General features: G+C 63.0%; 22 protein-coding genes and 1 pseudogene. 16 read left to right on the top strand and 7 right to left on the bottom strand.

From position 1 onward, the window contains the following. The first annotated feature begins 12 nt into the window (after nt 1-12). Both HNP00_RS07770 and HNP00_RS23195 read left to right on the top strand, forming a co-directional pair. Nucleotides 13-1203 (top strand): 5-methylcytosine restriction system specificity protein McrC, encoded by a 1191-nt coding sequence (locus HNP00_RS07770; RefSeq protein ID WP_184737649.1) that lies wholly within the window; start codon nt 13-15, stop codon nt 1201-1203. A gap of 121 nt (nt 1204-1324) precedes the next feature. After that, nucleotides 1325-1573 carry a PLDc N-terminal domain-containing protein gene (locus HNP00_RS23195; protein WP_395893798.1) on the top strand — a complete coding sequence of 83 codons (249 nt, stop codon included), beginning with the start codon at nt 1325-1327 and terminating at the stop codon, nt 1571-1573. On the opposite strand, the gene HNP00_RS07760 is transcribed toward HNP00_RS23195, so the two are convergent. After that, on the bottom strand, nt 1515-1982 hold the full coding sequence (locus tag HNP00_RS07760; RefSeq protein ID WP_184737647.1) for a very short patch repair endonuclease: 468 nt from the start codon (nt 1980-1982) through the stop codon (nt 1515-1517). The two genes, HNP00_RS23195 and HNP00_RS07760, sit on opposite strands and share 59 nt — an antisense overlap. Nucleotides 1983-2213: 231 nt before the next feature. Then, nucleotides 2214-3881 (bottom strand): cell wall metabolism sensor histidine kinase WalK, encoded by a 1668-nt coding sequence (locus HNP00_RS07755; RefSeq protein WP_260404843.1) that lies wholly within the window; start codon nt 3879-3881, stop codon nt 2214-2216. Nucleotides 3882-3979: 98 nt separating this feature from the next. On the opposite strand from HNP00_RS07755, the gene HNP00_RS07750 reads away from it, so the two are divergent. The 3 genes from HNP00_RS07750 to HNP00_RS07740 all read left to right on the top strand — a co-directional run bounded on the left by HNP00_RS07750 (nt 3980) and on the right by HNP00_RS07740 (nt 6458). Beyond that, nucleotides 3980-4726: a response regulator transcription factor gene (locus HNP00_RS07750; protein WP_184737645.1), complete on the top strand. Its 747-nt coding sequence runs from the start codon at nt 3980-3982 to the stop codon at nt 4724-4726. Between the two features lie 230 nt (nt 4727-4956). Continuing rightward, nucleotides 4957-6198: a glycosyltransferase gene (locus HNP00_RS07745; protein WP_260404842.1), complete on the top strand. Its 1242-nt coding sequence runs from the start codon at nt 4957-4959 to the stop codon at nt 6196-6198. A gap of 2 nt (nt 6199-6200) precedes the next feature. Continuing rightward, nucleotides 6201-6458 (top strand): hypothetical protein, encoded by a 258-nt coding sequence (locus HNP00_RS07740; RefSeq protein WP_221451319.1) that lies wholly within the window; start codon nt 6201-6203, stop codon nt 6456-6458. Here the strand turns inward: HNP00_RS07740 and HNP00_RS07735 are convergent. From HNP00_RS07735 to bioB, 5 genes are all read right to left on the bottom strand, one after another. After that, entirely contained in the window at nt 6442-7608 is a 1167-nt protein-coding gene (locus tag HNP00_RS07735; protein WP_184737643.1) for a cytochrome P450, read from the bottom strand. The two genes, HNP00_RS07740 and HNP00_RS07735, sit on opposite strands and share 17 nt — an antisense overlap. Next, nucleotides 7605-8285, bottom strand: coding sequence for a dethiobiotin synthase (gene bioD, locus HNP00_RS07730; RefSeq protein ID WP_184737640.1), 681 nt, complete (start codon nt 8283-8285; stop codon nt 7605-7607). Before bioD ends, HNP00_RS07735 begins: the two co-directional genes overlap by 4 nt. After that, complete coding sequence (locus HNP00_RS07725) at nt 8282-9460, bottom strand: 8-amino-7-oxononanoate synthase (protein WP_184738161.1); 1179 nt, start codon at nt 9458-9460, stop codon at nt 8282-8284. The genes bioD and HNP00_RS07725 overlap by 4 nt, the downstream gene beginning before the upstream one ends. 8 nt (nt 9461-9468) lie before the next feature. Continuing rightward, a complete protein-coding gene (locus HNP00_RS07720; RefSeq protein WP_184737639.1) occupies nt 9469-10794 on the bottom strand; it encodes an adenosylmethionine--8-amino-7-oxononanoate transaminase in 1326 nt (441 codons plus the stop codon). A gap of 262 nt (nt 10795-11056) precedes the next feature. After that, nucleotides 11057-12085 carry a biotin synthase BioB gene (bioB, locus tag HNP00_RS07715; protein ID WP_184737637.1) on the bottom strand — a complete coding sequence of 343 codons (1029 nt, stop codon included), beginning with the start codon at nt 12083-12085 and terminating at the stop codon, nt 11057-11059. A gap of 217 nt (nt 12086-12302) precedes the next feature. Here bioB and HNP00_RS07710 point away from each other — a divergent pair, with 217 nt between their 5' ends. The 11 genes and pseudogenes from HNP00_RS07710 to HNP00_RS07665 all read left to right on the top strand — a co-directional run bounded on the left by HNP00_RS07710 (nt 12303) and on the right by HNP00_RS07665 (nt 24928). Next, nucleotides 12303-14114, top strand: coding sequence for a cytosine permease (locus HNP00_RS07710; protein WP_184737635.1), 1812 nt, complete (start codon nt 12303-12305; stop codon nt 14112-14114). A gap of 230 nt (nt 14115-14344) precedes the next feature. Then, on the top strand, nt 14345-14986 hold the full coding sequence (locus HNP00_RS23760; RefSeq protein ID WP_395893797.1) for a DUF6318 family protein: 642 nt from the start codon (nt 14345-14347) through the stop codon (nt 14984-14986). A gap of 41 nt (nt 14987-15027) precedes the next feature. Then, complete coding sequence (locus HNP00_RS23190) at nt 15028-15903, top strand: PKD domain-containing protein (RefSeq protein ID WP_260404840.1); 876 nt, start codon at nt 15028-15030, stop codon at nt 15901-15903. 196 nt (nt 15904-16099) lie between these two features. Further along, a complete protein-coding gene (locus tag HNP00_RS07700; protein WP_184737633.1) occupies nt 16100-17170 on the top strand; it encodes an alkene reductase in 1071 nt (356 codons plus the stop codon). A gap of 265 nt (nt 17171-17435) precedes the next feature. Next, nucleotides 17436-18134, top strand: a complete 699-nt coding sequence (locus HNP00_RS07695; protein ID WP_184737631.1) for a GntR family transcriptional regulator — start codon at nt 17436-17438, stop codon at nt 18132-18134. A 270-nt stretch (nt 18135-18404) separates the two neighbouring features. Next, on the top strand, nt 18405-19460 hold the full coding sequence (locus HNP00_RS07690; RefSeq protein ID WP_260404839.1) for a sugar phosphate isomerase/epimerase: 1056 nt from the start codon (nt 18405-18407) through the stop codon (nt 19458-19460). A 3-nt stretch (nt 19461-19463) separates the two neighbouring features. Next, nucleotides 19464-21215, top strand: coding sequence for a dihydroxyacetone kinase subunit DhaL (gene dhaL / locus HNP00_RS07685; protein WP_184737629.1), 1752 nt, complete (start codon nt 19464-19466; stop codon nt 21213-21215). Beyond that, the gene (locus HNP00_RS07680) at nt 21212-21694 is read left to right on the top strand and encodes a ribose-5-phosphate isomerase (RefSeq protein WP_184737626.1); all 483 of its coding nucleotides are present in this window, start codon (nt 21212-21214) and stop codon (nt 21692-21694) included. Before dhaL ends, HNP00_RS07680 begins: the two co-directional genes overlap by 4 nt. Nucleotide 21695: 1 nt before the next feature. Further along, entirely contained in the window at nt 21696-22682 is a 987-nt protein-coding gene (locus HNP00_RS07675; RefSeq protein WP_184737624.1) for a 3-hydroxyacyl-CoA dehydrogenase family protein, read from the top strand. 25 nt (nt 22683-22707) lie between these two features. Beyond that, the gene (locus HNP00_RS07670; protein WP_184737622.1) at nt 22708-23475 is read left to right on the top strand and encodes an SDR family NAD(P)-dependent oxidoreductase; all 768 of its coding nucleotides are present in this window, start codon (nt 22708-22710) and stop codon (nt 23473-23475) included. A gap of 102 nt (nt 23476-23577) precedes the next feature. After that, a pseudogene (locus HNP00_RS07665) lies at nt 23578-24928 on the top strand (MFS transporter). Nucleotides 24929-24940 lie beyond the last annotated feature (12 nt).

The following is a 24940-nucleotide window of genomic DNA, read 5'->3' as shown; positions in this document are numbered from 1 at the left end:
CGGCACATCGTCATGGACGAGCTCTCCGGCGGCATCGTGGACAAGCTTGATCCGGACACCGCCGCGCTGCTCAACTCCAGCGGGCTCGCGAAGGCCTCACCCATGGGGATGGGTCTCTACCGGATCGAGCCCGTGGGCAAGGTCGGTTCCGTGCGGACGCCGACCACCCAGTTCGAGGTACGGCCCAAGGACCGCCTCGGCTTGAGCCGGCTCCTGTTCCTGCTCAGCTACGCCGGGGATCAAGGCTTCCGCGAGGACGCGGTGGCCGCCGTCGAACATCAGGACTTGTGGAGCGCGCTCGCGGAATCACTCGCCCAACTGGCGGAGCGGGCCCTCAGCCGTGGTCCGTTGCAGGGATACCTGACCGTGGACGAGTCCCTCCGGACGGTCAAAGGCCGAATCCGGATCTCGGACCAGATCTCACGCCGCCCCGGGATGCTGGTTCCGCTGGAAGTTTCCTACGATGAATTCACCGAGGACATTGCCGAAAACCGTATTCTGCGTGCCGCGCTTGAGCGGATGGGCAAGGTGCCTGGCGTACGGCAGAACGTCCTCAGCCGCTTGAGGCAGCTTAAGGGAAAGCTCGACGCCGTCACGCGGCTACAGTCCGGGGCGCCCCTCCCGAAGTGGCAGGCCAACCGGATGAATCTCCGCTACCATCCTGTGCTCCGTTTGGCTGAGTTGATCCTGCGGAATGCCTCGGCCGAAGCGGGTGAGGGGAAGCAGCAGACAGCCTCGTTCGTAGTGGACATGTCCACTGTGTTTGAGGAATTCGTGGGCGTTGCGCTACGCCAGGCCATGCGTGCACATCCGGGCGAAATGCGGCTTCAATATGGTGCCACCCTTAATGAGGCCGTGCGGGATTCGGATCGGCTCACGGTGCGCCCGGACGCTGTGCATTTCCTGGGTGGCAGGCCCGTGGTGGCGTACGGCTCCAAATACAAGGCTGCGACGGATTCCGGGGCTTCGCTCAACGCGGACCATTACCAAATGCTGGCTTACTGCACTGCCCTGCAGGTGCCCACTGCATGGCTGGTCTACGCGGGCAAGGGCGAGATGAAGCTGCGGAGGATCCTCAACACGGACATCGACATTGTGGAGTATCCGCTTGACTTGTCGCGGCCACCGGCGGAGATCCTTGCCTCTGTCACGGACCTGGCCCAGCAGTCTTGGGGAGAAGTGGTCCGCCAGGCTCGTCTGTGAGGGGCCTCCGCCCGGGTTCCCTGGCCGAGCGCAGCGAGGTTAGGGAGGTGGTGGGGACCTGTTCCGTCAAGGCGGCTGTCGGACTAGCCTGAGAGGGCAGTCATTTGCAGACGGAGGCATCATGCGCGGCAAGAATATGCACGGCAGGAAGAAGAAATCCTGGAAAGACATGACCCCAGGGCAACGCGCTGGCGTGGTCGTGGTGGGCGCAGGGCAATTGGCGCTCCTAGTGGCGGCACAACGCAGCATCTCCAGGACCCCCGCGGCCCAAATCCGAGGGAGTAAAGCCCTGTGGAGGGCAGCGAGTTTCATCAACTTCTTTGGGCCGCTGAGCTACTTCCTGTTCGGCCGCCGTCGAGGAACTGCGTGAGCTGATTCTCCAAAGCCGAACTGTCCCGCAGTTCGCACTCCCACACGGTGAGAACCTCCCAACCTGAGGCTCTCAGCAGTTCCCGTTGCGCGGCGTCGCGCTCCCGGGTGCGGTTCCGCTTTGCTTCCCAGAAGTCCGCGTTGGCCGTTGGCGCGTGCTGGCCGGCCCTGCAATCGTGGAAGTGCCAGAAGCATCCGTTGACGAAAATCACCTTGTGCCGGCCTGCAAATACGAGATCCGGACTGCCGGGCAACTTCCCGCCCGCGGTTCGCCCGTGGAGCCGGTAGCGGTACCCCTTGGCATGCAGGAGCCGACGGACCAAGAGCTCGGGCTTGGTATTCTTGCCCCGGATCTTGGACATGTTCAGGCTGCGTTGCTCAGGCGTCAGCAGATCACGGCTCTCGCCCATATCCTCAGTCTACGCAGGCCCTCCCCAGCGATGCTCGCTCACTTATATTGGGTTTTTGACGGACGCTCGGGCACTTATGTTGGGTTTATGGCGGACGCTCGGGCACTTATTCATCTGGAGGAGCGTTTGCCGGACGTGCCCCATAGGTGAGCGCGGGTCGGCCCGAAACCCGCCAAACGTGAACGAGCGTTTGCCGGACGTGGCCCATAGGTGAGCGGGGGTCGGCTGGGGTCAGGTCGGAACGCGGAACGTGAACGTTGTTCCTTCGCCGGGAACGCTCTCCAGGCCGATGGTCCCGCCGTGGGCGTCGACGATTGACTTGCAGATGGAAAGTCCCAAACCGACGCCGTGAATGGCCGTATTGCGAACGTTTTCGGCCCTGAAGTACCGGGTGAAGGCATCCGTCTGGTCCTGTTTGCCCATGCCCATACCGGTGTCTTTGACGTGGCACACTACTGCGTTTTCCTCCTGCAACAGCGTGACGTGTACGTCGCCGCCGTCGGGGGAGTATTTGATGGCATTGGAAATGAGGTTGTCCAGGACTTGGGAAATACGGTTGGCGTCGACATGTGCCTCCAAGCGTTCGGGGGCGTCGACGTGAAGCCGCACGCCGCCGTCGTTGGCTTTTGGCTCGGCGGAGGCAACACTCGTCTTGACCAGTTCGGAGAGGTCCACCGCGTGGGGCAGAACGATCATGTGTCCCGAGCGGACAGCCAACAGGTCCGAGACCAGGGAGAGGAGCCGCTCGGCGTTTCGCTGAACAATCTCGAGTTGCTGTACTACCCACTGCGGCAAGTCCTCGGCATCCTCCAGGACAAGCTCCACGTACCCGGTGATGGACGTCAGCGGGGTACGGAACTCATGCGACACGTTCGACACGAAATCGTCCTTCGCGGCTAAAGCGTGCATCAGGACCGTGACATCGCTGAAAACGATCACTGAACCCGAGTAGCTGCCGTCGTCGTCCTTCATGGAGCGTGCACTGGTGGTGAAAGCGCGCTGTTCACTGCCCGTCCCGACCCAGATGAGGTAGTCGGTGAACTCCTGTCCCAGGGCAGCGCGGCGTATCGGCCTGCGATCCGCCGCCGTGGGGGTGGTGCGGTCCGCGTCGAAAACCAAAAGCTGCGATTCACCGTGGCCGCCTGTACCTCCAGGCGTTCCAAGCACATGGTTTTTCCGCTGTTTGCGGTTCATCATCATTTCGCGGCCGTCAGCGTCGATGGCGACAACCCCAAGATGGACGGTTTCCAGAACTGTGTTGAGCAAACGCTCCTTCTGTTGGCTATCCGCCAGGGCCCGGTGCAGCGCGGCGTCTCTTTCCTCGAGGCTCTTTTGCTGCAGGACCATGCTCTGGGTCATGACGCTGATGGACACTCCGATGCCAAACATCATGATGGGCAGCAGCAAACCGCGCATCAGATCCTGCGGCGTGTACGTTCCATGCAGGAATTGCGGGACCCAGATCATGGCGAGCGGCCCTAGGAATGAAATAACCATGGCAGAGCGCCGGAACAACCCCGAGGCGCACAGCCAGATGACGGGAAACACGGTCAGGAGGCTGATACCGATGGGGCTGTCCTGGCCGCCTTCACGCCCCAAACTGATGGACACCATATCCAGGAGCGGGATCGCGAGGAAGGTGGGAAAAGGGAGTTTGTCCCACGGAACCGCGTGGCAGAGGACCCAGGCAGCAGCTTGGGTTGCCAGGAAGACGACGAAGAATGGATTGCCCAGGGTTGCGGGGAAATGCAGGGCAACAAGGGCCGCCGTGAGGCACACCGTCACAGTGAGGGGCAACTGACTGAGGGCAACACGGTCCGTGAGCGAATACTCATGGAAGGCGTGCTGAAAGAACATCACCCGGCCGCTCTTGGCGTCCCATTCAAATGGACGTTTCATGCTGCTGAAGTTCGCATCTGCTCGAGGTCACGTCGCATGCCTGAAGGATACCGGTCGCCCGATATACTTCCATCCGTAGCAGGGCTGAGAGGGCTGGGATGACTGAACTGCGGGTTGGACTTGTCGTAGAAGACGACCACGACATCCGAGAACTGGTCCGCGTTGTCTTGGGCCAAGCCGGCTTCGAGGTTCATGTGGCTACGAACGGGACAGCCGGTATCCAGGCGGCGCGTGATTTACAGCCCCATGTCATCACCCTGGACTTGGGCCTGCCGGATATCGACGGCTTCGAAGTGGCACGCCAGGTCCGGGAATTTTCGGACGCATATATCGTCATGCTGACGGCCAAGGCCGAAGAGTTGGACACCCTCCTGGGCTTGGAATCCGGTGCTGATGACTACTTGACCAAGCCTTTCCGCCCCCGGGAGCTTCGTGCCCGGGTGGCGGCCATGATGCGCCGCCCGCGCTCGGGAGTTTTGGCAACGGCAGTCCACCCGGACGAGGCCCTGTCATCCCGAACTTTTCGGCACAACGGTCTCGAATTCAGTTACGCGACCCGGACCGTTTCCATCGACGGCGAAGACGTCAGCTTAACCCCGACGGAGTTCGACCTTTTGCACTCGTTCCTTGAAGCAGGCCGGACTGTTTTGAGTAAAGCGGACCTTGTACGTCGCCTCCGGAATGAACCCTACGACGTCGGGATTTACACGAGCGATGCTGACGAACGGTCCGTGGAAGTACATATCGGAAATCTTCGCCGCAAACTCGGTGACGACGCACAGAATCCGCGCTGGCTCCAAACAGTACGCGGGGTGGGCTATCGTCTGGCTCCGGGAAAATCGTAAAAGTTCTTCATGTGGCGGGCGACTGATAACATTCGCCGGTGGGTCGAGGAATATTTCAGCGTCTGGTCGGCATTGTTATCGCGGTAACCGTTAGCGGTGCGGCGGCCCTTTTGTGGTTGGCTGTAGCCTCAACGGGAAATTCAGCGGCGGGGTCGCGGGCCGAGGGCATCGTTATTGGTGTTTGGAGGGTTCTTTACGATTCGGTGGCGCCGGAACCACGAGTGATTCTCATGGCTATCGCTTTTGCGCTTCTGCTTTCCGCTGGCGTGGCTTTATTGGAGCGGCGCATCGCCAACAGATCACGTCGCTCCGCGAATCCGCAGACACCGCTGGCTCCGAAAATTGTCATGGCGGAAACCCGCGGCGTGTACGCCGGCCCGGTAACGGTGACGGTCTTGATCCCGGCGCACAACGAAGAAGCTTCGCTGCCGCTCACTATTGCTTCCCTTTTGTCCCAATCGCATCGCCCGGAACGCGTGATCGTCGTTGCCGACAACTGCACGGACGCAACTGTCGCCCTCGCCCGTGAGGCCGGGGTTGAGGTCTTTGAATCCATGAACAACACGAAGAAGAAGGCCGGCGCCCTTAACCAAACGCTGAAGTGGCTGCTCCCGGACCAGGGGGACAACGACGTCGTCATGGTGATGGACGCTGATACCAGGCTCGACGATGGATTCCTGGAGGCCGCGGTTTCGCGCATGAGCAATGACAGGGCATTGATGGCTGTCGGAGGTCTTTTCTACGGGGAAGAAGGACATGGAATTGTCGGCCAGTTCCAACGCAACGAATACATACGGTACTCCCGTGAAATCGGACGCAGGCGCGGCCGTGTTTTTGTATTGACGGGCACGGCTTCGATCTTCCGCCCCCGTGCATTGCGCACTGTTGCGCAAAGCCGTGGTGAGTCGATCCCGGGAATTCACGGCGACGTTTATGACACTGCGTCGCTGACCGAAGACAATGAGCTGACGATTTCCTTGAAGTCCCTCGGCGGCCTCATGATTTCCCCCATGCAGTGCACAGTGGTCACCGAATTGATGCCTAATTTCCGTATGCTGTGGGCACAGCGACTACGTTGGCAGCGGGGGGCCTTGGAAAACCTCGGCGCTTATGGCGCCACGCCGCAGACACTTCGCTACTGGGCGCAGCAATTCGGCATCGGGTATGGGGTCATTGCCCTTAGCGCTTACCTTCTCCTGATCCTCTTGATGGTGTTGTCGCTGGATAGCTGGGTTTGGTTCCCGTTCTGGCTGGGACTCGGGACCGTCTTCTCGATCGAGCGGGTTGTCACAGTGTGGAAGGGTGGTTGGCGGGCACGTCTTTTGGCCGTCACGCTCTTTCCGGAGTTGTTCTTCGATATGTTCCTCAACGTGGTTTATGTCAAAGGAATAATCGACATCTCCCTAGGCCGGCAAGCCAAGTGGAAACACCTCAACCATTCGCCGGCGGGCGAATTTTCGAAGGCGGCGTAACCATGGCTATTTCCACTTCCCTTCCCGCCGGAATCCTTTTTCCCGAGGAAATCTTACATTCCGAGTGGTTCGCCATTTTGGCGACTTTCGTTGCGATCAATACCTTGATGTATGGCGCGTTGGCCATCGCAAAAATTTTGCCGAAGGTGCACCCGGGCGACTGGATTCGTACCCGGAACCAGCGATCGGAGACCCGGAGCATCCACCCGGACGCTCCGGCCGTGAACGAAGCCACGGATTTCGTCAGAACTCGACGCTGACCGTCCGCGGCGCCTGGAAGGACAACAAACGGATCCATTCGGGTTCCGCGTCCGCCAAGCGAACGCCTCGTAGCGCTGCCGCGGTTTCCTGCACAACGACGGCGGCCTCCAGTTCCGCGAGTTTCGCACCGAGGCAGCGGTGAATCCCTGAGCCGAAGGCCAGACCGTAGGCCGTTGGACAGGGCCCGAAGGCCGTTGGGCCGAGCCCGAAGGCCGTTGGGCCGAGCCCGCGGGCTGTCGAACCCTGCTCCGACAGCGCGTGGTTCCCCGTGAGCTTCAGCAGGATTTCGGCGCCTGCGGGGATGCGCTCGCCGTCGAGCATGGTGTCCTGGGTGGCAATCCGGCGCCAGGTGGGGACTGAAGACTCGGTGGCGAGGACGTGGCGGATGAGGTCCCGGGCCGTGGAGCCGGACGCGGCGTCATCCCAAGAAATGCCCGCTGATCCCTCGGCGAGCCGGAACAACGCCGTGCTGATGAGTTGGGTGGTGGTTTCCTGCCCCGCGATGAGCAGGAAGTAGCCCAAGGAACAGATCTCGGGAGTGCTGAGACCGTGCTCCGCCAACGACTTGAAGAGGTTCCGTCCGGAAGATGCCACAGCCTCAAAGACAAGCTCGCGCAGCCAGCCATAGAACTTGGCGGCGCTGTGGGCCAGTTCCAGTTGACGCTCAGGATCCGGCCAACCCCAGAAAAGCTCCAAGGAGTCCAGGCTCCAGGCTTTCAACTCAGGAAGATCGCGCACCGGAAGACCTAGAAGCTCCAACATCACGATTGCCGGCGGGTAGGCGGCCACGACTTGCACCAGATCCACCCGCCCAGTCGTCTCCAGCAGCCCGACCGCCGAGGCACCAGCATCCTGCGCGATCTCGCGAATCCGTGGCTCGAAAGCCCCCACTGTTGCCGGGGTGAAGAACCCCGCCACCACCTTGCGGATGCCCGCATGGGAAGAGGTATCGTTGCTGGCCAGCACCGGCGGCAAGGCGAAGCGGGCACACTGCAGCACGCGCAACGAAGGTCCGGACAGCGGCGTCACAGCGATCAGGGCATTCGCCGGGCTGAAGTCCTCCGGCCGATGCAGGACCTCCCGCACCGCCGCCGGCTCGCGCAGCACCAGATAGGGACATGTCCGGGCGCTGGCAGAAGTGGCGTTCATGACCAGACTCCGCTCAACCAGTGTGTGCTCGCTGCCCTGAACGTCACTGATGGAAGGTCGGCGGCACGCTCGGGCAACACCCCGAGAAGCGGCCGCAGCGAGCCCAGGGTTGCCCGGTTGCCGTGTTCCAGGACGCCCGGTTCATCCGGCCACGTTCCCAGGACCACACCCAGGACGGCCAGTTCCCTGCGATCCAAGGCCTCGAGCGTCAGTGCTGTGTGGTTCAAGGTTCCCAATGCGGGACGCGCAACCACCACAAAAGTCGCGTCCCGCCCAAGGTGCTCGCCCAGATCTGCCAGCGTGCCGCCGTCGTGATCTAGCTCCACGAGGAGACCGCCGGAGCCCTCCACGAGGACATGGTCATGGGCGCTGGCGAGTTTGCGGACGCGTCTGGCATGTGCCGCGAGCGGCGGCAGCTTGACTCCATCCAACGCGGCCGCGGGAACCGGGGCGAGGGGTTCTTGAAGCACGACGCCGGCCTCGACAGTCAGCGGTCCGGCCAGACGGGTGATTTCCGCGCAGTCAGAGTCACCTTTTGCAGCGCCGCTTTGGCACGGCTTGTACACGGCCACCGAGCAGCCCTCAGCTTGCAGCGCAGAGGCAAGTGCCGCCGTCGTGACCGTCTTGCCGACGCCGGTGTCCGTTCCGGTGACCAGCACAATTTGGGGTAGTTTCACTGAGTTTCCTCCAAGATGCTGCGCAACGTTGCGCACGCGTAGTCAATGTCGTGAGGTGTCAGGGTGGCGCGGGCGGTCAGCCGGAGGCGCGAGACGCCGTCGGTGACTGACGGCGGCCGGAAGCAGCCGACCCTGACACCCGCCCGGTGCGCGGCCTGGCTTGCCGCAAGTGCGGCAGCGGCCGACGGCGTGGGTATCGATTGCACGGCGCCGGCTGGCTGAACGGGCGCGACGGCGATGCCCCGCCCGTGCAGCACCGGCGCCTCGACCGCCGGCGCCAGACCCGCCGCAAGGCTGGCAGCATTCCGGTGGACGGCGGCAGCCCGCCAGGGTTCCGTGCGGATGATCCCGACGGCGGCCAGCGCGGCTGCGGCCGAAGACGGCGCGAGCCCGGTGTCGAAGATGAAGCTGCGTGCCCTGTTGACGAGGTGTTCGCGAAGCAGGGCACTGCCCAGCACGGCACCGCCCTGGCTGCCGAGCGACTTGGAGAGCGTCGCCGTCAGGACCACGTTGGGGTGGCCTGAGAGATCCGTTCCCGCTACCGCGCCGAACCCCTGAAACGCTCCTTGTCCCGCAACGCCGAGGCTATGGGCTTCGTCCACGAGCAGCATCGCGTCGTACTCTTCGGCCAGTGCCAACAGCTGGGAGAGCGGGGCGGCGTCGCCGAAGACGCTGTAGATGGACTCGACCGCGATCAGGGCTCGAGGTTCCGTGCGCTTGCGCAGGTGGTGCTCGGTTGCGAGGAGATCGTTGTGGGGGACCGTTTCCACCCTCGAACGGCTCAGGCGAAAACCGTCAATCAGCGAAGCGTGGCAATGTTCGTCGGCCACAATGAGTGTTCCAGGGCCGCCGAGTGCCGTAGTAACCCCCAGATTGGCCAAGTACCCGGACGAGAAGACCAACGCGGATTCCATGGCTGTCAGCTTCGCAAGCTCGTTTTCGAGTTCCAGGTGCAACGCCGTGGTTCCGGCAACCAGTCGCGAGGAGGTGGCACCGGTTCCCCAACGACCGATCGCTTCCCGGGCAGCCTCTGCCAGCCTCGGGTCCGTCGCGAGGCCAAGATAGTCGTTGCTCGCCAGATCTACGGAGGTGTCTGCCGCACCTCGCGTCACAGGAGTCCGGACCAAGCCCCGGCGCTCGCGGACCGCAGCCTGTTGTTCCAACCATGCGGTCATGGACGTGCTCATGGGCCGTACACCTCGGCGACAGCCGCAACCATGCCGTCGGCCATCCGCCGGACCTCTTCCGCGGTGCTGACATATGGCGGCATCGCGTAGACAAGGTTCCGGAATGGCCGCACCCAGACCCCGTGCCCGACGGCGGCACTCGTCACGTCGGCGACGTCCACTTCCGTGTTCAGCTCGATGACGCCCACGGCGCCGATCGTGCGGACCTCTTTGACGGCGTCGAGCGCATGAGCGGCTTCGAGACCAGCGGCCAGGCCCGTGCCGATCCGGGCCACATCGGTGCGCCACGCGCCGCCGTCGAGAATTCCCAGGCTCGCATTGGCCACGGCACACGCGAGCGGATTGCCCATGAACGTGGGGCCGTGCAGCAAGGCGCCCGCGCTGCCGCCCGAAACCCGGGCCGCCACGTCGCCCGTGCACAGCGTTGCCGCCAGCGTAAGGTAGCCGCCGGTGAGCGCCTTGCCGACGCACATGATGTCCGGAACCACGCCCACATGTTCCGCGGCGAACAGCTCTCCCGTGCGGCCGAAACCCGTGGCGATCTCGTCGAGGATCAGGAGGATCCCGTGCCGATCGGCGATGTCGCGGAGGATGCGCAGGCATTCGGCGGCGTAGATGAACATGCCGCCGGCGCCCTGAAGCACGGGCTCTACGATGATCGCCGCCAGTTCATCGGCGTGTTCCGCTGCGAGGCCTTCAACCTGGGCCTGCCACTCCGCGATCTCCTCCGGCGGTGAGCCCACTGCGGGTGGCCTCGCGGCGAACACATTGGGAGCGAGCAGGCCCGGGAAGGCCGAATGCATGCCCTCCACGGGGTCGCAGACCCCCATTGCCGCGAAGGTGTCGCCGTGGTAACCGCCGCGGATGCTGAGGAAACGTTGCCGCTTGGGGAACCCCGATGCGGTCTGGAACTGCACCGCCAGCTTGAGCGCCACCTCCACGGACACCGACCCCGAATCCGCAAGGAAAACCCGCTCCAACCGTGGACGATCTGCGGCGAAAGGAGCCATGGCCACGAGCCGTTCAGCCAATTGCACAGCTGGTTCGTGCGTGAGGCCGCCGAACATCACATGGCTGAATGTGTCTAGTTGGCGCTTCGCCGCGGCGTCGAGGACGGGGTTCCGGTAACCGTGGATGACGGACCACCACGAGGACATGGCATCGAGCACCTCATGCCCGCCGCCGGCTTCGTCACGTAGCCGCAGCATCACGCCGTCGGCGTCTTCGACTTCCCACAATGGCAGCGTCCCCGACGCAGGAGCGTACGGATGCCAAAGGCTTGCGCGGTCTCGCTGGATGAGGTCTCGCTGGATGACGCTCATGGCGTGAGCCGTCCGTGACGCGAGCACTCGGCGGTCCAGCCGAGCGGCGTGACCTGGACTTTCATGCGCCGCCGGCACGCGGCGCAATAGCGGGGAGGCTCCATCGCGAGGCGCTGCCGACAGCTTTGGTGAGCGTCCGACGTCGGGCGCTCACCTTGGGTTACCGGGTCGCCTTTCGCGGCGGGCTCGCGCTGCGCGGCGGGCTCGCGTTGCGCGGCGGGCTCGCCGCAGTGCCCGCAGAAGCTTGCCGTCTCAGTCGTGCTCACAGCGACTTCTGGAGTTCCTTGATGGGCATGTTCAGCTCCACGAGGAGGTTGAGGTCCGCGTCGGCCGGACGCCCCAGCGTGGTGAGGTAGTTACCGACGATCACGGCGTTGATGCCGCCCATGAGGCCTTCGCGGGTGCCGAGATCGCCCAGGGTCAATTCCCGCCCGCCGGCGTAGCGCAGGACGGTCCGCGGCATGGCGAGACGGAACGCCGCGATCGCTCGGAGGGCGTCTTTGCCGTCCATGATTCCCTGGTTTTCGAGAGGTGTTCCCGGGCGCGGATTGAGGAAGTTGAGTGGGACTTCGTGGGGTTCGAGGGCTGCGAGTTGGCTCGCGAGCTCGGCCCGCTGGGCGGTGGTTTCGCCCATCCCGATCAGGGCGCCGCAGCAAAGTTCCATGCCGGCGGCCTTGACCATATTGCAGGTGTCCAGGCGTTCCTCGTAGCTGTGGGTGGTGACGACCTCGGGGAAGTAGCTGCGAGCTGTTTCGAGGTTGTGGTTGTAGCGGTGGACGCCCCATTCGGCGAGCTGGTCCACTTGGCGCTGGGTGAGCATGCCCAAGGAACAGGCGATGTTGATGTTCACTTCTGCGTTGATGCGGTCGATCGCGAACTTGATCTGGTTCATCAGCTTGATGTCCGGGCCACGGACGGCAGCTACGATGCAGAACTCCGTTGCCCCGGTGGCGGCGGTTTCTTTGGCGGCTTTGACGAGCTCGGGGATGTCGAGCCAGACGCCGCGGACCGGGCTGTCAAACAGGCCCGATTGGCTGCAGAAATGGCAGTCTTCCGGGCATCCTCCGGTCTTGATGGAGATGATGCCTTCCACCTCGACCTCTTCGCCGCAGTGCTCCAAACGGACTTCGTGGGCAAGCTGGAGGGCCTCGGGAATGGCCTCGTCCGGGAGCTCCAGGATCTCGAGCAACTGGGATTCTCTGAGGCCTTCGCCCTTCGCGAGGACTTGCTCGCGGGCTGTTTCCAGAATCTGATAGGTGGACGTACGCCTTGGGTTTGGCTGGGTGGTCATGGTGCTCCTCGGCCGCTACTTGCAGGGGATGGTGCGTTCCTTCTCGACGGTAATGGGCCTGTGGGATCGTGATTTTGTTGGACGTCCACAAACCCGGAGCCGCAATCTTGGCGGCCGACTCGCTGGATAAGTTACAGCGCGGAAACATCGTGGTGACTCCGTGGTGCCTTCCGGTCGATAGCGTCGAGCGCATGTCCAGACGAGGAAAGTTGCGGGGATGACTGACGATTCGAAGACAACACAAGTGCTTGAACTCCCGACGGCGGGCCGCTCCCCAGAGGGGGTCGCCGTCGTCGAACCTTCCGGGGCGCTAGGCGCCGGGAGCCGAACGGCGGGCAACCGGACGGCCGGGAGCCGCGCGGCGGGCAACCGGACGGCTGGGAGCCGCGCGGCGGGCAACGCCGATGCGATGAGCGCAGCGAAGGAGAGCCTGGAGGACTACACCCTCAGGTTCGCGCCGCGGTCCTACCGCAAATGGGGCGCGGGCGTGGTGGCGACGAGTGCCCTCGGTGGAATCGCCTATTTGGCGGATTTCTCCATCGGCGCGAATATCGGTATTTCGTATGGCACCGTGAATGCGATTCTGGGAATTGTGGTGGCGGCCGTAGTCATTTTTGCCACGGGATTTCCTTTGGCTTATTACGCCGCCCGGTACAACATCGACCTTGACCTCATAACCCGGGGCTCCGGTTTCGGCTACTACGGTTCGGTGGTCACCAACGTTATTTTTGCGACCTTCACGTTCATTTTCTTCGCACTCGAGGGTTCCATCATGGCTCAAGGCCTGGAACTTGGCCTGGGTATTCCGCAGTGGCTTGGCTATGCGGCGTCTACGCTTATTGTCATTCCGCTGGTGATTTACGGGATGAAAGCCCTGTCCAAGTTGCAGGTGTGGACCACGCCTTTGTGGCTCCTGCTCATGGTGGTGCCGGTGGGGTATTTGGTGATTTCGCACCCCGACAGCATCGGGGATTTCTTCGCGTTCACGGGCAAATCGGGGGCTGAAGGGACCAACTTGGCCTCCGTGATGCTGGCCGCAGGTGTCTGCCTGTCACTCATGGCGCAGATCGCGGAACAGATTGATTACTTGCGCTTCATGCCGCCCAAGACCGCAGAGAACCGCGGTGCATGGTGGCGCGCCGTGATCCTGGCCGGTCCGGGTTGGGTGATCTTCGGCGCGATCAAGCAGATCGTCGGAATGTTCATCGCCATCTACCTGATCGCTACGCTGGATCCGGCGGCCTCCGTCCACGCGAACGAGCCCGTGCACCAGTTCCTTGGCGTGTACCAGGAAATGATGCCGGCCTGGCTGGCGATGACCTTGGCCGTGGTGCTGGTGGTCATTTCACAGATCAAGATCAACGTGACCAACGCCTACTCCGGCTCCCTAGCCTGGACCAACAGCTTCACCCGCATGACCAAAAGCTACCCGGGCCGGATGGTGTTTGTGGTGGTCAACCTGGTGATTGCCCTGGTGCTGATGGAAGCGAATATGTTCGAATTCCTCAACACCATCCTTGGTTTCTACGCGAACTGTGCCATGGCATGGGTTGTCACCGTCGCGTCCGATATCGCCATCAACAAATACCTGCTCAAGATTTCACCCAAAGTTCCCGAGTTCCGGCGCGGCATGCTTTATGCGGTCAACCCGGTCGGCTTTATCTCGATGCTGGTATCAGCTGTTGTCTCGATTGCCGTGTTCTTCGGTGCTTTCGGTGCTGCTGTTCAGCCGTACTCGCCGATCTTCGCCGTCGGGCTGGCCCTTGTCCTGCCGCCCGCGCTGGCTGTGTTGACCCGGGGGAAGTACTACCTGCGCCGTTCCGACGACGGCATCGATCTGCCAATGTTCGACGCCGACGGCAACCCCAGCGACGCCAAGCTTCCGTGCCACGTGACAAGACTGGAGTTCGAACGACCGGACATGGTCCGTTCCGCCCAGGACGGGCCCGACGGCGAGCCGCAGTACATCTCTTCGCTCGCTTTGTCGACGGATAAGTCGGGGGAGTTGGTGCTGCCGGCGCAGAGGTAAGGCGCAAAGGTAAAAGGCCCCATGGGCCTCGACGACGGATGGGCGGCCTGGCCGCGGTCCCGTCGTCGAGGCCTTTGGTTTGTCGTTTCTGCTGCTGCGCTTCGGCTGTGCTGCTGCGCTCCGGTGGGGGAGCGAGTCCGGGCTGTGGATAACTTTTAAGGCAAAGTTGGCAATTGGGTTACCCTTTTGGGAAATGCTCAGTCTTGAAACTATCTGGGGGATAGCAAACCATGACTCCACGCACTTCCATTTTCGCCCGCGCCCGACTCATCCTCATTGCCACCCTTGCGGCAGGGTTGACGCTGACTGCCTGCGGGAACAGTGGCCAGTCGCAGGCCGAACAATCGGCGTCGCCAACTGCTTCTGCCAGTGCCACAGCTACACCCAGTCCGACTGCTGCCTACAAACCGGCCGACTCCAAGGGAAAAGCGCAGAATGTGCCCGTCCCGGTGCTGCCGGAGGCCGCGAAGGCGAATAGCAAGGAGGGGGTGGAGGCGTTTGCTAGGTACTGGTATGACCTGCTGAACTACGGGTTTGAGACTGGCCAGTTGGGACCCATTAGAGAAGTCACAAACTCGACCTGCGCGATGTGTGGCAAGGTCTTTCCTGGGATCGAGAAGTGGAGCTCCAACGGTCGATGGATCGTCGGAAGCGAAATCCAGGTTCAGGCTGTCACATCGAAATTCGCGGCCACGGTTAGCGGGGAGTACCAAGTGGCCGTACAGTCCCAACAATCAGCTGGAACCTTGCACAATGCCGATGGGAGTGTCGGGCAGAGTGTCGCGGCCTCCGGCGTTCTCGGTGATCTAGTCATCGCCAGATACGTGGATGGCAGATGGTTCGCTTCAAACGTTGACCGCTTGGGTAGCTAGTGACCGTCTGGGTCCGAACTGCAACCCGAAGTCTGGTCAGCTTGTGCCTTGTTGTGGGTGGTCTGTTCATCGCCTCGCCTTCAAATGCTCAGCAGGGTGACTCAGATATTTCGTGGAGTCAACGCGGCATTGGTGTTTGGAGATATGACGCCGGCAGCGGGTCGTGGGTGGACTTGCCAGCGGCTGGAGCTGAGGATCCCAAACAGTACAAGTTCGAGCTGTTATGCCTCGACAGCGGTCAAAACAATTTCGACAAAGCGTGTCTAGCGGGGGCAGCGGAATGCAAGGACGGAGAGAACGGGAGGCCAGTCCGCTGGTTCGAGTCGCTCAAGGCTTTTGATCCACCGGCATGGACTGCCATGCGGCCGGACCGCTGTATGTATTCGGAAAAGCCGACTGATGTCTTGGAGCAAATTGCTGCCCAGATCCGGTCAAAATTCCAGCAACTGCCAGTCTCTCCTGCTGCATCAGGTATTCAGCCATTTCCGCACACACTCAAGGGAGCAGAAACAAACTTCTTCGCTGAGGCATCGGAGCAGACGTTCACTGTTAACATGCTCGGGCAAAAAGTGGTGATAAATGCCGAGCCAGTCGAATACCAATGGGACTACGGCGACGGCACTAAGTTCGGGCCAGTGCAAACTATGGGTGGTCCACTTCCAGAAGAAAGATGGGGCGAAAAGACGCGCACAAGCCATGTCTACACCGGGACATCTGACTACCGTGTTGTGTTGACCACCACCTTCCGAGGTACCTACTCCGTGAACGGCGGTCCGAGCCTGCCGATTCCGGGCACGGGTCAGTTTGGCTCGCCGCCACAGAACGTGAGCGTCTGGCGGTCCATCACGCGTAATTACGCAGACAACTGCATCGTGAATCCACAAGGCGAGGGCTGCCCGGGCGTCCCCGAGAAATAGCCAGGAGTGAATACTCCGAATTTCCCCGCCGATCCGGTCCATTTCGAGTCCGTACAAGTTCGAACCGTGCCTCGCTGGGGCGAATGCGGAAGGCGGGGCACCGCCATTATCGTGTGATCCCCGTCTCAACAGGAATAGTTGCAGGCGCGGGGCAGTTGCCGCCAGTGGATCCGTTCCCGTTTGAAAGGCACTGCTCATGTTGTTTTCCCCATTGACGCTCGGCGAACTTGAACTTCCTAACCGCTTGGTCATGGCGCCCCTGACCCGTGTCCGGTCGGGCGCCGAAGGCATTCCCGGCCCGCTGGTTGTGGAACACTACCGGCAGCGTGCCTCCCTCGGGCTGATTGTCAGCGAGGGCACCTACCCGACGCCGGCAGGCCAGTCCTATCCGGGCCAGCCCGGTCTGGTCACGGATGAACAGATCGCGGGCTGGAAGAAGGTGACCGACGCCGTCCATGCCGAAGGCGGCCGGATGTTTGCCCAGATCATGCACGGCGGGCGCGTTTCTCACTCGGACATCACCGGAGGTCGCGAGATCGTGGCACCAAGCGCCGTGGCCATCGACGGTGAAGTCCGCACACCGAACGGTAAGAAGCCCTACCCCGTGCCGCGCGAACTGAGCACCGATGAACTTCCTGCAGTGATCCAGGAAATCGTCACGGCATCCCGGAACGCCATCGAGGCAGGATTCGATGGCGTTGAACTGCACTCGGCCAACGGCTACCTGCTGCACGAGTTCCTTGCCCCTAACACCAATGTCCGCACCGACAGCTACGGTGGCTCTCCGGAAAACCGCGCCCACTTCGTGATCGAGACCGTCAACGCGGTGGTTGAAGCTTTGGGCGCCAACCGGGTGGGCATCCGGATTTCCCCGGAGCACTCGGTCCAGGGAATCGCCGAAACCGATCCCGCCGATGTTCGGGCAACGTACGAGGTCTTGGTGGACACCATCGCCTCGCTCAACCTGGCCTACCTCAGCATCCTCCACCACGATCCCAAGGCCACACTTGTCCAAGACCTGCGCGAGCGCTTCAAAGGCACATTCCTGGTGAACACTGGCTTCGGCGAAGTAACCACGCGGGACGAAGCCCTGGCACTCGTGGCTGATGGACACGCCGACGCCGTGGTGGTTGGCCGTCCGGCCATTGCCAACCCGGACCTGGCGCGCCGGTGGCGTGAGAGCCTCCCGCTCAACGAGCCGGATCCCTCCACGTTCTACGGTGAAGGCGCCAAGGGATACACCGACTACCCGTTCTACGCCAACTAGAACCCCGAACTGCGTCGGCGGCACCTGCGGAGGTGCCGCCGTCGCAGTTTAACGCCTTGGCGATGGAGTTCCACCTGCCATGGCGACGGATTCTGCTGGATCATTCGAGCTGGCATGCTTCGGAGCGCCGGAATCCCGGGGAATTCACCTCGAGCGAGTGGAATGATCCAGCAGAATGTATCGCTCTCCCTTGCGTATGAGGCCTCCGAGTCGGCCCAAGACCCCAAAAGCCGCCGCGGAGGCCCCATTCCTATAGGATTTGTCTATGAAACTCGCTTCCTCACGGGACCGCGCCCCCGGCCGACCCGTCAGCCGCCAGGTTCTCGCCGACCACGTCTACGAGGAACTGCTTGCCTGGCTGATGGACGGCCGATTGGAACCCGGAGCCGCAGTCAGCATCGACGGGACGGCGCGCGAACTGGACGTTTCGCCCACTCCCGTGCGCGAGGCGTTGGCGCGGCTTGAACACACTGGCATGGTCCGTCGGGTGGCGTTGAAGGGCTACCGCGTGGCGCCGGTTTTTACGCGTGAAGACTTCGCCGAACTCATGGAGGCCCGGTTGGCGATTGAGCCGGTCAATGCACGATTGGCGTGCAGCCGGATGACGCCCGAGGGATTGGCGGACCTTCGCGGGGCCGTAAAGGATCTGGAGACGGCTCCTCGAGGCCCGTCCTTCGCCGAATTCCGGGACTATCTCGAGGCCGATGAGCGCTTCCACAAGTTGATCGCCGAGCAGTCTGGCAACCAATTCATGCTTTCCGCCTACAACGCCCTCGGGGGACAGGTCCAGCGGTTCCGGCTTTTCGGTGGAGTGGGCATCACAGACGCAGAGCAGGCCATCGCCGAACACCAAGCCGTGTTCGAAGCACTGGCGAGCGGGGACCCGGAGCAAGCCGCGGCTGCCATGGAGGATCACGTGCAGAAGGTCCGCGCCCGGGCCATCGCCGACGCGCCTGCCGACTGAGCCGTCGCCGTCAGGCCACGCGCCCGACGTCGATCCAAGACAGCGCCTCGAAGCCACCAGAACCACAAAGCCCGTCGATAGGCGGGCCTTTTGCGTGCCTCTTGCAGCCCGTGCCTGGTGACCCACTTCACAAACATATGTAAGACATATAGGATCTTCGATGACGCGGAGAACCGGGGCCGGTCAACAGAAACTCCACACAAATATGTTGACAGCCTCGCGCAGATAGTAAATCCTATAGGAAACAGGATCCACGAAGGAGTGACGATTATGGCGTACACCGCCGAAAACTGGCCCATCACCGCGGCCCTGCTGCAGTTCCCCGGTACCGACGCCACGGGACGGCACATCAACGACGCCGATGCCTCCGCTTGGGCCGATGTCCTACAGGAAGTCAAGGACGCAGGATTTTCTAACGCCGATCTCACGGACAGCTGGGTCCGCCCGGGAGACTTGAACAAGGCCCGCCTCGCCGAGTTCAAACAGACCGCAGACCACGTTGGCGTTGGCACCCCGGTCATCTCTGCCATTCGCCGCAGCGTCATTCACGCCCAGGACTGGGCCGACAATCTGGCGTACAGCCACCGCACCATTGACGCCGCGGCCGAGCTGGGCTGCGAGGTTGTCTCCTTCGGACTCCACCAGGCGATCACCGCCGAACAGCAAAAGCAGTTGTGGTTCTGGACCGTGGAGGGCTACAAGGACCCGGCGGGGGACAAAGAAGCCTGGAGCAACGCGGTCGCACGCTTGCGGGAACTCGGTGAGCACGCCGCGGAAGTCGGGATCCTCCTGTCCCTTGAAATGTACGAGGACACGTTCCTGGGCACCGCCGACTCCTCGGTGCAGTTGGTCCAGGACATCGGGCTCGACAACGTGGGCCTCAATCCGGACCTCGGAAACCTGATCCGTCTCCACCGGCCCATCGAGGACTGGCGCGAGATGGTGGCCAAGACCCTGCCGTACTCCAACTACTGGCACATGAAGAACTACATCCGCGACGAAGACGTGGCCCGCGACAGCTACATCACCATGCCGGCTCCGATGGAGAGCGGCCTCATCAACTACCGCGAAGCCTTCAAGGTCGCATTGTCGGTGGGTTTCCAGGGCATCCTGTGCACCGAGCACTACGGAGGCGACGGGCTCAGCGTTACGGCGAGCAACCAGAAATACCTGCGTCGCCAGGTCCTCCCGAAGACGGAGAACTACGCCTTGGGCCAGAGCCAGGTCGCCCAGGGGCGGCAGCAGCCCTCCGGCCGCACCCAGCCCTCCGGCCGCACCCAGCCCGGCCACGCCCAGGCCGAAGCCTCCCAACTGGCTGGCGTGTAGACCATGACAAGGATTTTCGATAACCCCGCAGACTTTGCTGACGATGCGCTGGACGGATTTGTCGCCGCGAACCGCGGGTATGTTGCCCGGGTGGACGGCGGAGTAGTCCGCTCCACTGAAGTCCCCGCCGGGCAGGTTGCCCTCGTGGTGGGCGGCGGATCGGGACACTACCCTGCTTTCGCCGGGCTGGTCGGCCCCGGACTGGCAACAGCCTCGGCGTGCGGCAACATGTTCGCGTCCCCTGCTGCCGGCCAGGTTTATCGCGTGGCAAAAGCAGCCAACGCCGGCGGCGGCGTCCTGCTCAGCTACGGCAACTACGCCGGCGACGTGCTGCACTTCGGCCAGGCCCAGTTGCGCCTCAACGCCGAAGGCATCGAAACGCGCACTGTGACCGTGACCGACGACATCGCCAGCGCTCCGCTGGACCAGATCGAAAAGCGGCGGGGAATCGCGGGAGACCTGACGGTCTTCAAGATCGCCGGCGCCGCGGCCGAAGCGGGACTGGACCTCGACGCCGTCGAGCGCTTGGCGATCAAGACGAACCACCGCACACGCTCGCTGGGAGTGGCCTTCGACGGCTGCACTCTTCCGGGCGCCAAGGACCCGCTGTTCCACGTTCCGGCGGGCCAAATGTCCCTCGGCCTGGGCATCCACGGCGAGCCGGGCATTTCCGAGCACAAAATGCCCACCGCTTCCGAGCTCGCCGAACTGCTCGTTTCGAAGCTCCTCAATGACAAGCCCGACGACGCTGGTAACCGCGTGGTGGCCATCGTCAACGGCCTCGGCACTGTCAAGTACGACGAGCTCTTCCTGCTCTTCGGCAAGATCGAGAAGCTCCTCGGCAAAGCAGGACTCACGGTGGTGGAACCCGAGTGCGGTGAGCTCGTGACAAGCCTGGACATGTCCGGTCTCTCGCTGACGCTGCTGTGGCTGGACGAGGAACTCGAACAGTATTGGGCGGCGCCCGCGGACACCCCCGCCTTCCGCAAGGGCAACCTCGCGCCCCGCCCGCCCCGCAACCAAGCGAGCGTCACCGCGACGGACGAGTCCGACGTCGAGCAGCCCACGGAAGCTGCTGCCGAACTCGGGCGGCAGGCCGTGGCCGTGCTCGCCCAGGTGCGGGACGTCGTCGTCGAGCATGAAGAGGAACTCGGCAAACTGGACGCGATTGCCGGCGACGGCGACCACGGCATCGGCATGCGCCGCGGCGTTGACGCGGCTTTCGCCGCCGCCGGGACGGCACGCGGAGCATCAGTCGGGCGGATCCTGACGACGGCGGGGGAAGCCTGGAGCGAACGCGCCGGCGGTACCTCGGGCGCTCTGTGGGGCTCGGCGATCATTGCGGCCGGGCAGGCGCTCGGCAACAAGGCGGGTTACTCGGGCGAGGACGCGGCGGCCGCCGTCACTGCCTTCGTTTCGGCCATCACGGAACTCGGCAAAGCCGATCCTGGCGACAAGACCATGGTGGACGCGCTGCTTCCGTTCCGGGATGCCTTCCTGACAGAGTTCGACGCCGGAGCGCCGGTTGACCGGGCCCTTGCGGCCGCTGCTGCGGCGGCGGAGTCCGCGGCGGCTGAGACGGCGCGTTTGCGTCCGCTCAAGGGACGCGCCCGTCCGCTCGCCGAGAAGAGCATGGGCCACCCTGATCCTGGCGCGGTCTCCTTCGGCCTGATCACGGCGAGGATCTCACAACATATCGATTCACGGCTGGGCGGTTCACAAGCTGTACCGGCAGGAAACGGAGCACGAGCATGAGCAGTTCAGCGGGCTGGCGGATCGTCGTCGGCAATGACGAAGCCGGCGTGGAATACAAGCAGGCCCTGATGGCGCTGCTTGAGGCCGATCCTCGGGTGACGTCCGTCCAGGATGTCGGCGTGGGCGCCAACGACTCAACGGCCTACCCGCACGTTGCCGTGGACGCGGCGCGCAAAGTGGCCGAAGGCGAGGCAGACCGCGCCCTGTTGATCTGCGGAACGGGCCTGGGCGTGGCCATCGCCGCCAACAAAGTCCCCGGAATCCGTGCCGTCACCGCACACGACAGCTACTCCGTGGAGCGCTCGGTTCTGAGCAACAACGCCCAGGTCCTGACGATGGGCCAGCGGGTGATTGGCTTGGAACTGGCCAAGAAACTCGTGGGCGAATGGCTGGGCCACCACTTCGACGAAACATCATCCTCCGCCGCCAAGGTGGACGCCATCTGCTCCTACGAGCCCGATTACACAAAGGCAGTGTGACATGACTGAATCACAGAAGAGCTCCGTCGGTACGACGGCGGCCCGGAAGATCGCCGTCGTCGGCTCCGGTTACATGGGCGGCGGGATCGCGCAGGTCCTCGCCCTTGGCGGGGCCCGCGTGGCGTTGGCGGATGTGTCCGCGGAAATCGCACAGAAGAACTACGACCGCCTGCTGGTGGAGTCGGACGAATTCGTGGCCGCAGGCCTCTTTCCTGAAGGCTCCACGGCAATCCTGAAGGCCAATCTGTGGGCGGCCAAGGACATCGAAGAGGCCGTGGCGGACGCCGATTTCATTGAAGAAGCCGTCCCTGAGGTGCTCGACATCAAGCAGCAGACCCTCGCCCGGATCAGCGCGGCCGCCCGTCCGGACGCGCTGATCGGCTCCAACACCTCCACGATTTCCATCGCCGATCTCGCCGAGGCCGTGGCACGTCCTGAGCGGTTCCTCGGCGTCCACTTCTCCAACCCGTCCCCGTTCATTCCGGGCGTCGAGATCATTCCCCACGCTGGCACCACTGCCGAGACGGTGGCTGCTTCCCGCGAACTGGTCCACGCGGCAGGCAAGCAGACCGCCGTCGTCAAGGACGTCACCGGCTTCGTGCTCAACCGGCTCCAGTACGCCCTTTTCCACGAGGCCGCGCAGCTGGTGGAGCAGGGGATCGCAACAGCCGACGACGTCGACACCCTGGTCCGCACGACGTTTGGCTTCCGCTTGCCGTTCTTTGGTCCATTCGCGATCGCCGACATGGCTGGACTGGACGTCTACAACTTCTGCTACAAATCCCTGCAGACCGGATTCCCGGAACGGTTTGCAACGCCGAAGATCCTGAGTGACCTCGTGGAGGCAGGAAAGCTCGGGACCAAGACCGGGGCGGGCTTCCTTAACGTCCCTGCCGAACGCACGCCCGAACTCATCGCCTACCGGAACAAGGCCTACGTGGCCATGCAGAAGCTCCTCGACGAGCTCGGCCCGGCACCCATCAACTAGCACCACCATTCACAGGAGAATACACATGAGCACCTTCCCCGCAGAACGAACCGCGATTGTCACCGGCGCCGTCTCCGAGCGCGGCATCGGCAGAGCCACCGTCAACTACCTGGCCGCGCAAGGCTGGAACATCGGCATCATCGACCTCGACGACGCCCTCTGCAAGTCCACCGCCAAGGAAATCGTCGCCGAATATGGCGTCAAGGCCTACGGTGTGGGCGCCAATGTGGCCGATGAAGCATCCGTACGCTCCGCGATCGACACGCTCGAGGCCGAGTTGCCGCAGATCGTCGCCCTGGCCAACGTTGCCGGCGTCAGCTCACCGATTCCGTACCTGGAACTCGAGCCCGCCGAGTGGAACCGTGTCCTGAACATCAACCTCAACGGAGTCCACTACGCCACCCGCCGCGTTGCCGAATCGATGGTCAAGAACCGGATCGGACGCATCGTGAACATCTCTTCGGTTTCCGCCCAACGCGGCGGTGGCACGTTCTCCAAGACCCCGTACTCGGTGGCCAAGGCCGGTGTCATCGGCCTGACCCGCGCCACTGCCCGCGAACTGGGTGAGTTCGACATCACCGTCAACGCTATTTCTCCCGGCCCCATCGACACCGACATCATGGGCGGCACCCTCAGCGAGGAACGCAAGGACGAACTGACCAAGGACCTCGTGGTGAACCGCGTGGGTTCCACGCGGGACATCGCCGCCGCCATCGCCTTCCTCATCAGCGAGGACTCCGGCTACATTTCCGGCCAGACGCTGAATGTGGACGGCGGACTCTACATGCACTAAACCGGGACCGCATCACCCTTTGAAATGCCCCAACCCCTGACTACTCAGCTCTGATTACTCAACAGTCATTACTCAACAGTCTTTACTCAAAGAGGAGTTTCGATGTCCCTTGCCACTTCATCCACGAAGGAGATGCTGGATTCGCCGGTTCTGAAATCGGCAATCCGCAAGGCTGCCACCCGGCTCATGCCGATGCTGGTCATCCTCTATGTGGTCTCCTTCCTCGACCGCACCAATGTCGGTTTCGCTGAAGCCGCCCTCGGCGCGGACAAAGGCGTCTCGGCCGGCGCGTTCGCGCTCGGTGCCGGCATTTTCTTCATCGGCTACGCGATCTTTGAAATCCCCAGCAACCTGTTGCTCAAGAAGGTTGGCGCCAAGATCTGGCTTGCCCGCATCGCGATCACCTGGGGACTCGTCTCGGCCTGCTTTGCCTTCGTGCAGGGTGAGACGTCCTTCGTGATCCTGCGGTTCCTGCTCGGTGTGACCGAGGCGGGGCTGTTCCCAGGCGTCATCATGTACTTGGCTGAGTGGTTCCCGAACAAGGTGCGAGTGCAGATGTTCGCGATCTTCTACCTTGCCCAGCCGTTCTCCCAGATGATCGGCAACCCGCTCTCCGGCTGGCTCATCAACATCGGCGACCAGATTCCCGGCGTCCGTGGCTGGCAGGTCATGTTCTTCACCGAGGGCATCCTGGCAGTGCTCGCTGGCGTTGCGGCGTTCTTCTTCCTGATCAACGGCCCGGAGAAGGCCAAGTTCCTCAACTCAGACGAGAAGTTCGCGCTCAAGGAGATCATGGCGCAGGAGGACACCGTCAAGGATGAAACCGGGCCGCGGGGCGTGTTCGCCGCGATGCGCAACGGCCGCGTGTGGTACTTCACCCTCATCTACTTCTGCCTGCAGATCGCCGTCTACGGTGTCACGTTCTTCTTGCCACAGCAGGTTTCCTCGCTGACCGGCCAGAAGGTGGGCCTCGCCGTCGGCCTGCTGATCGCGGTTCCGTGGTTCTTCGGTATCTTCTCCTGCTACCTGATCGGCCGGGCAGCCAACACCGTCGCCAAGCGCCGCATGTTCGGCACGGTGCTGTTCGTGTCCACGGGTGTCTGCATCCTCGGTTCGGCTTGGGCCGGAACTAACCACCAGCCGGTGCTCGGGCTGATCTTCATCACACTCGCGGTGTGCAGCTTCCTGGCCGTCGGGCCGGTCGTTTGGGCCTACCCGACGGCGTTCCTCGCCGGCTCGGCTGCTGCGGCCGGTATTGGTCTGATCAACTCGTTGGGCAACCTGGGTGGTTTCGTGGCCCCGATCCTGCGGACCGCTGTCAACAGCGCCACCGCCGACCCCACGGGATCGGCTGGCGTCTATGCACTGGGAATCCTTCCCTTCCTGGCGGCGGCCATGATGTACGGCACCCCGGGTATTCAGGAACAAGGCCGACGATCTCCTGGGCAAGTAGTCCGTTGCACGT

The organism is Arthrobacter sp. AZCC_0090, from assembly GCF_014207375.1.
GTDB lineage: Bacteria > Actinomycetota > Actinomycetes > Actinomycetales > Micrococcaceae > Arthrobacter.
The sequence above is the reverse complement of the archived record's forward strand: the minus strand, read 5'-3'. Positions and strand labels throughout refer to the sequence as shown.

What these genes read in the sequence shown, in the direction of transcription:
- HNP00_RS07675 (WP_184737624.1), top strand. Translation starts at nt 21,696, where the DNA reads ATGACTGAATCACAGAAGAGCTCCGTCGGTACGACGGCGGCCCGGAAG.
- HNP00_RS07710 (WP_184737635.1), top strand. Translation starts at nt 12,303, where the DNA reads ATGACTGACGATTCGAAGACAACACAAGTGCTTGAACTCCCGACGGCG.
- HNP00_RS07745 (WP_260404842.1), top strand. Translation starts at nt 4,957, where the DNA reads ATGGCTATCGCTTTTGCGCTTCTGCTTTCCGCTGGCGTGGCTTTATTG.
- HNP00_RS07760 (WP_184737647.1), bottom strand. Translation starts at nt 1,982, where the DNA reads ATGGGCGAGAGCCGTGATCTGCTGACGCCTGAGCAACGCAGCCTGAAC.
- dhaL (WP_184737629.1), top strand. Translation starts at nt 19,464, where the DNA reads ATGACAAGGATTTTCGATAACCCCGCAGACTTTGCTGACGATGCGCTG.
- bioB (WP_184737637.1), bottom strand. Translation starts at nt 12,085, where the DNA reads ATGACCACCCAGCCAAACCCAAGGCGTACGTCCACCTATCAGATTCTG.
- HNP00_RS07725 (WP_184738161.1), bottom strand. Translation starts at nt 9,460, where the DNA reads ATGACCGCATGGTTGGAACAACAGGCTGCGGTCCGCGAGCGCCGGGGC.
- HNP00_RS07680 (WP_184737626.1), top strand. Translation starts at nt 21,212, where the DNA reads ATGAGCAGTTCAGCGGGCTGGCGGATCGTCGTCGGCAATGACGAAGCC.
- HNP00_RS07700 (WP_184737633.1), top strand. Translation starts at nt 16,100, where the DNA reads ATGTTGTTTTCCCCATTGACGCTCGGCGAACTTGAACTTCCTAACCGC.
- HNP00_RS07770 (WP_184737649.1), top strand. Translation starts at nt 13, where the DNA reads ATGGACGAGCTCTCCGGCGGCATCGTGGACAAGCTTGATCCGGACACC.
- HNP00_RS07695 (WP_184737631.1), top strand. Translation starts at nt 17,436, where the DNA reads ATGAAACTCGCTTCCTCACGGGACCGCGCCCCCGGCCGACCCGTCAGC.
- HNP00_RS23760 (WP_395893797.1), top strand. Translation starts at nt 14,345, where the DNA reads ATGACTCCACGCACTTCCATTTTCGCCCGCGCCCGACTCATCCTCATT.
- HNP00_RS23195 (WP_395893798.1), top strand. Translation starts at nt 1,325, where the DNA reads ATGCGCGGCAAGAATATGCACGGCAGGAAGAAGAAATCCTGGAAAGAC.
- HNP00_RS07735 (WP_184737643.1), bottom strand. Translation starts at nt 7,608, where the DNA reads ATGAACGCCACTTCTGCCAGCGCCCGGACATGTCCCTATCTGGTGCTG.
- HNP00_RS07750 (WP_184737645.1), top strand. Translation starts at nt 3,980, where the DNA reads ATGACTGAACTGCGGGTTGGACTTGTCGTAGAAGACGACCACGACATC.
- HNP00_RS07690 (WP_260404839.1), top strand. Translation starts at nt 18,405, where the DNA reads ATGGCGTACACCGCCGAAAACTGGCCCATCACCGCGGCCCTGCTGCAG.
- HNP00_RS07740 (WP_221451319.1), top strand. Translation starts at nt 6,201, where the DNA reads ATGGCTATTTCCACTTCCCTTCCCGCCGGAATCCTTTTTCCCGAGGAA.
- HNP00_RS07755 (WP_260404843.1), bottom strand. Translation starts at nt 3,881, where the DNA reads ATGAAACGTCCATTTGAATGGGACGCCAAGAGCGGCCGGGTGATGTTC.
- HNP00_RS07720 (WP_184737639.1), bottom strand. Translation starts at nt 10,794, where the DNA reads ATGAGCGTCATCCAGCGAGACCTCATCCAGCGAGACCGCGCAAGCCTT.
- HNP00_RS07670 (WP_184737622.1), top strand. Translation starts at nt 22,708, where the DNA reads ATGAGCACCTTCCCCGCAGAACGAACCGCGATTGTCACCGGCGCCGTC.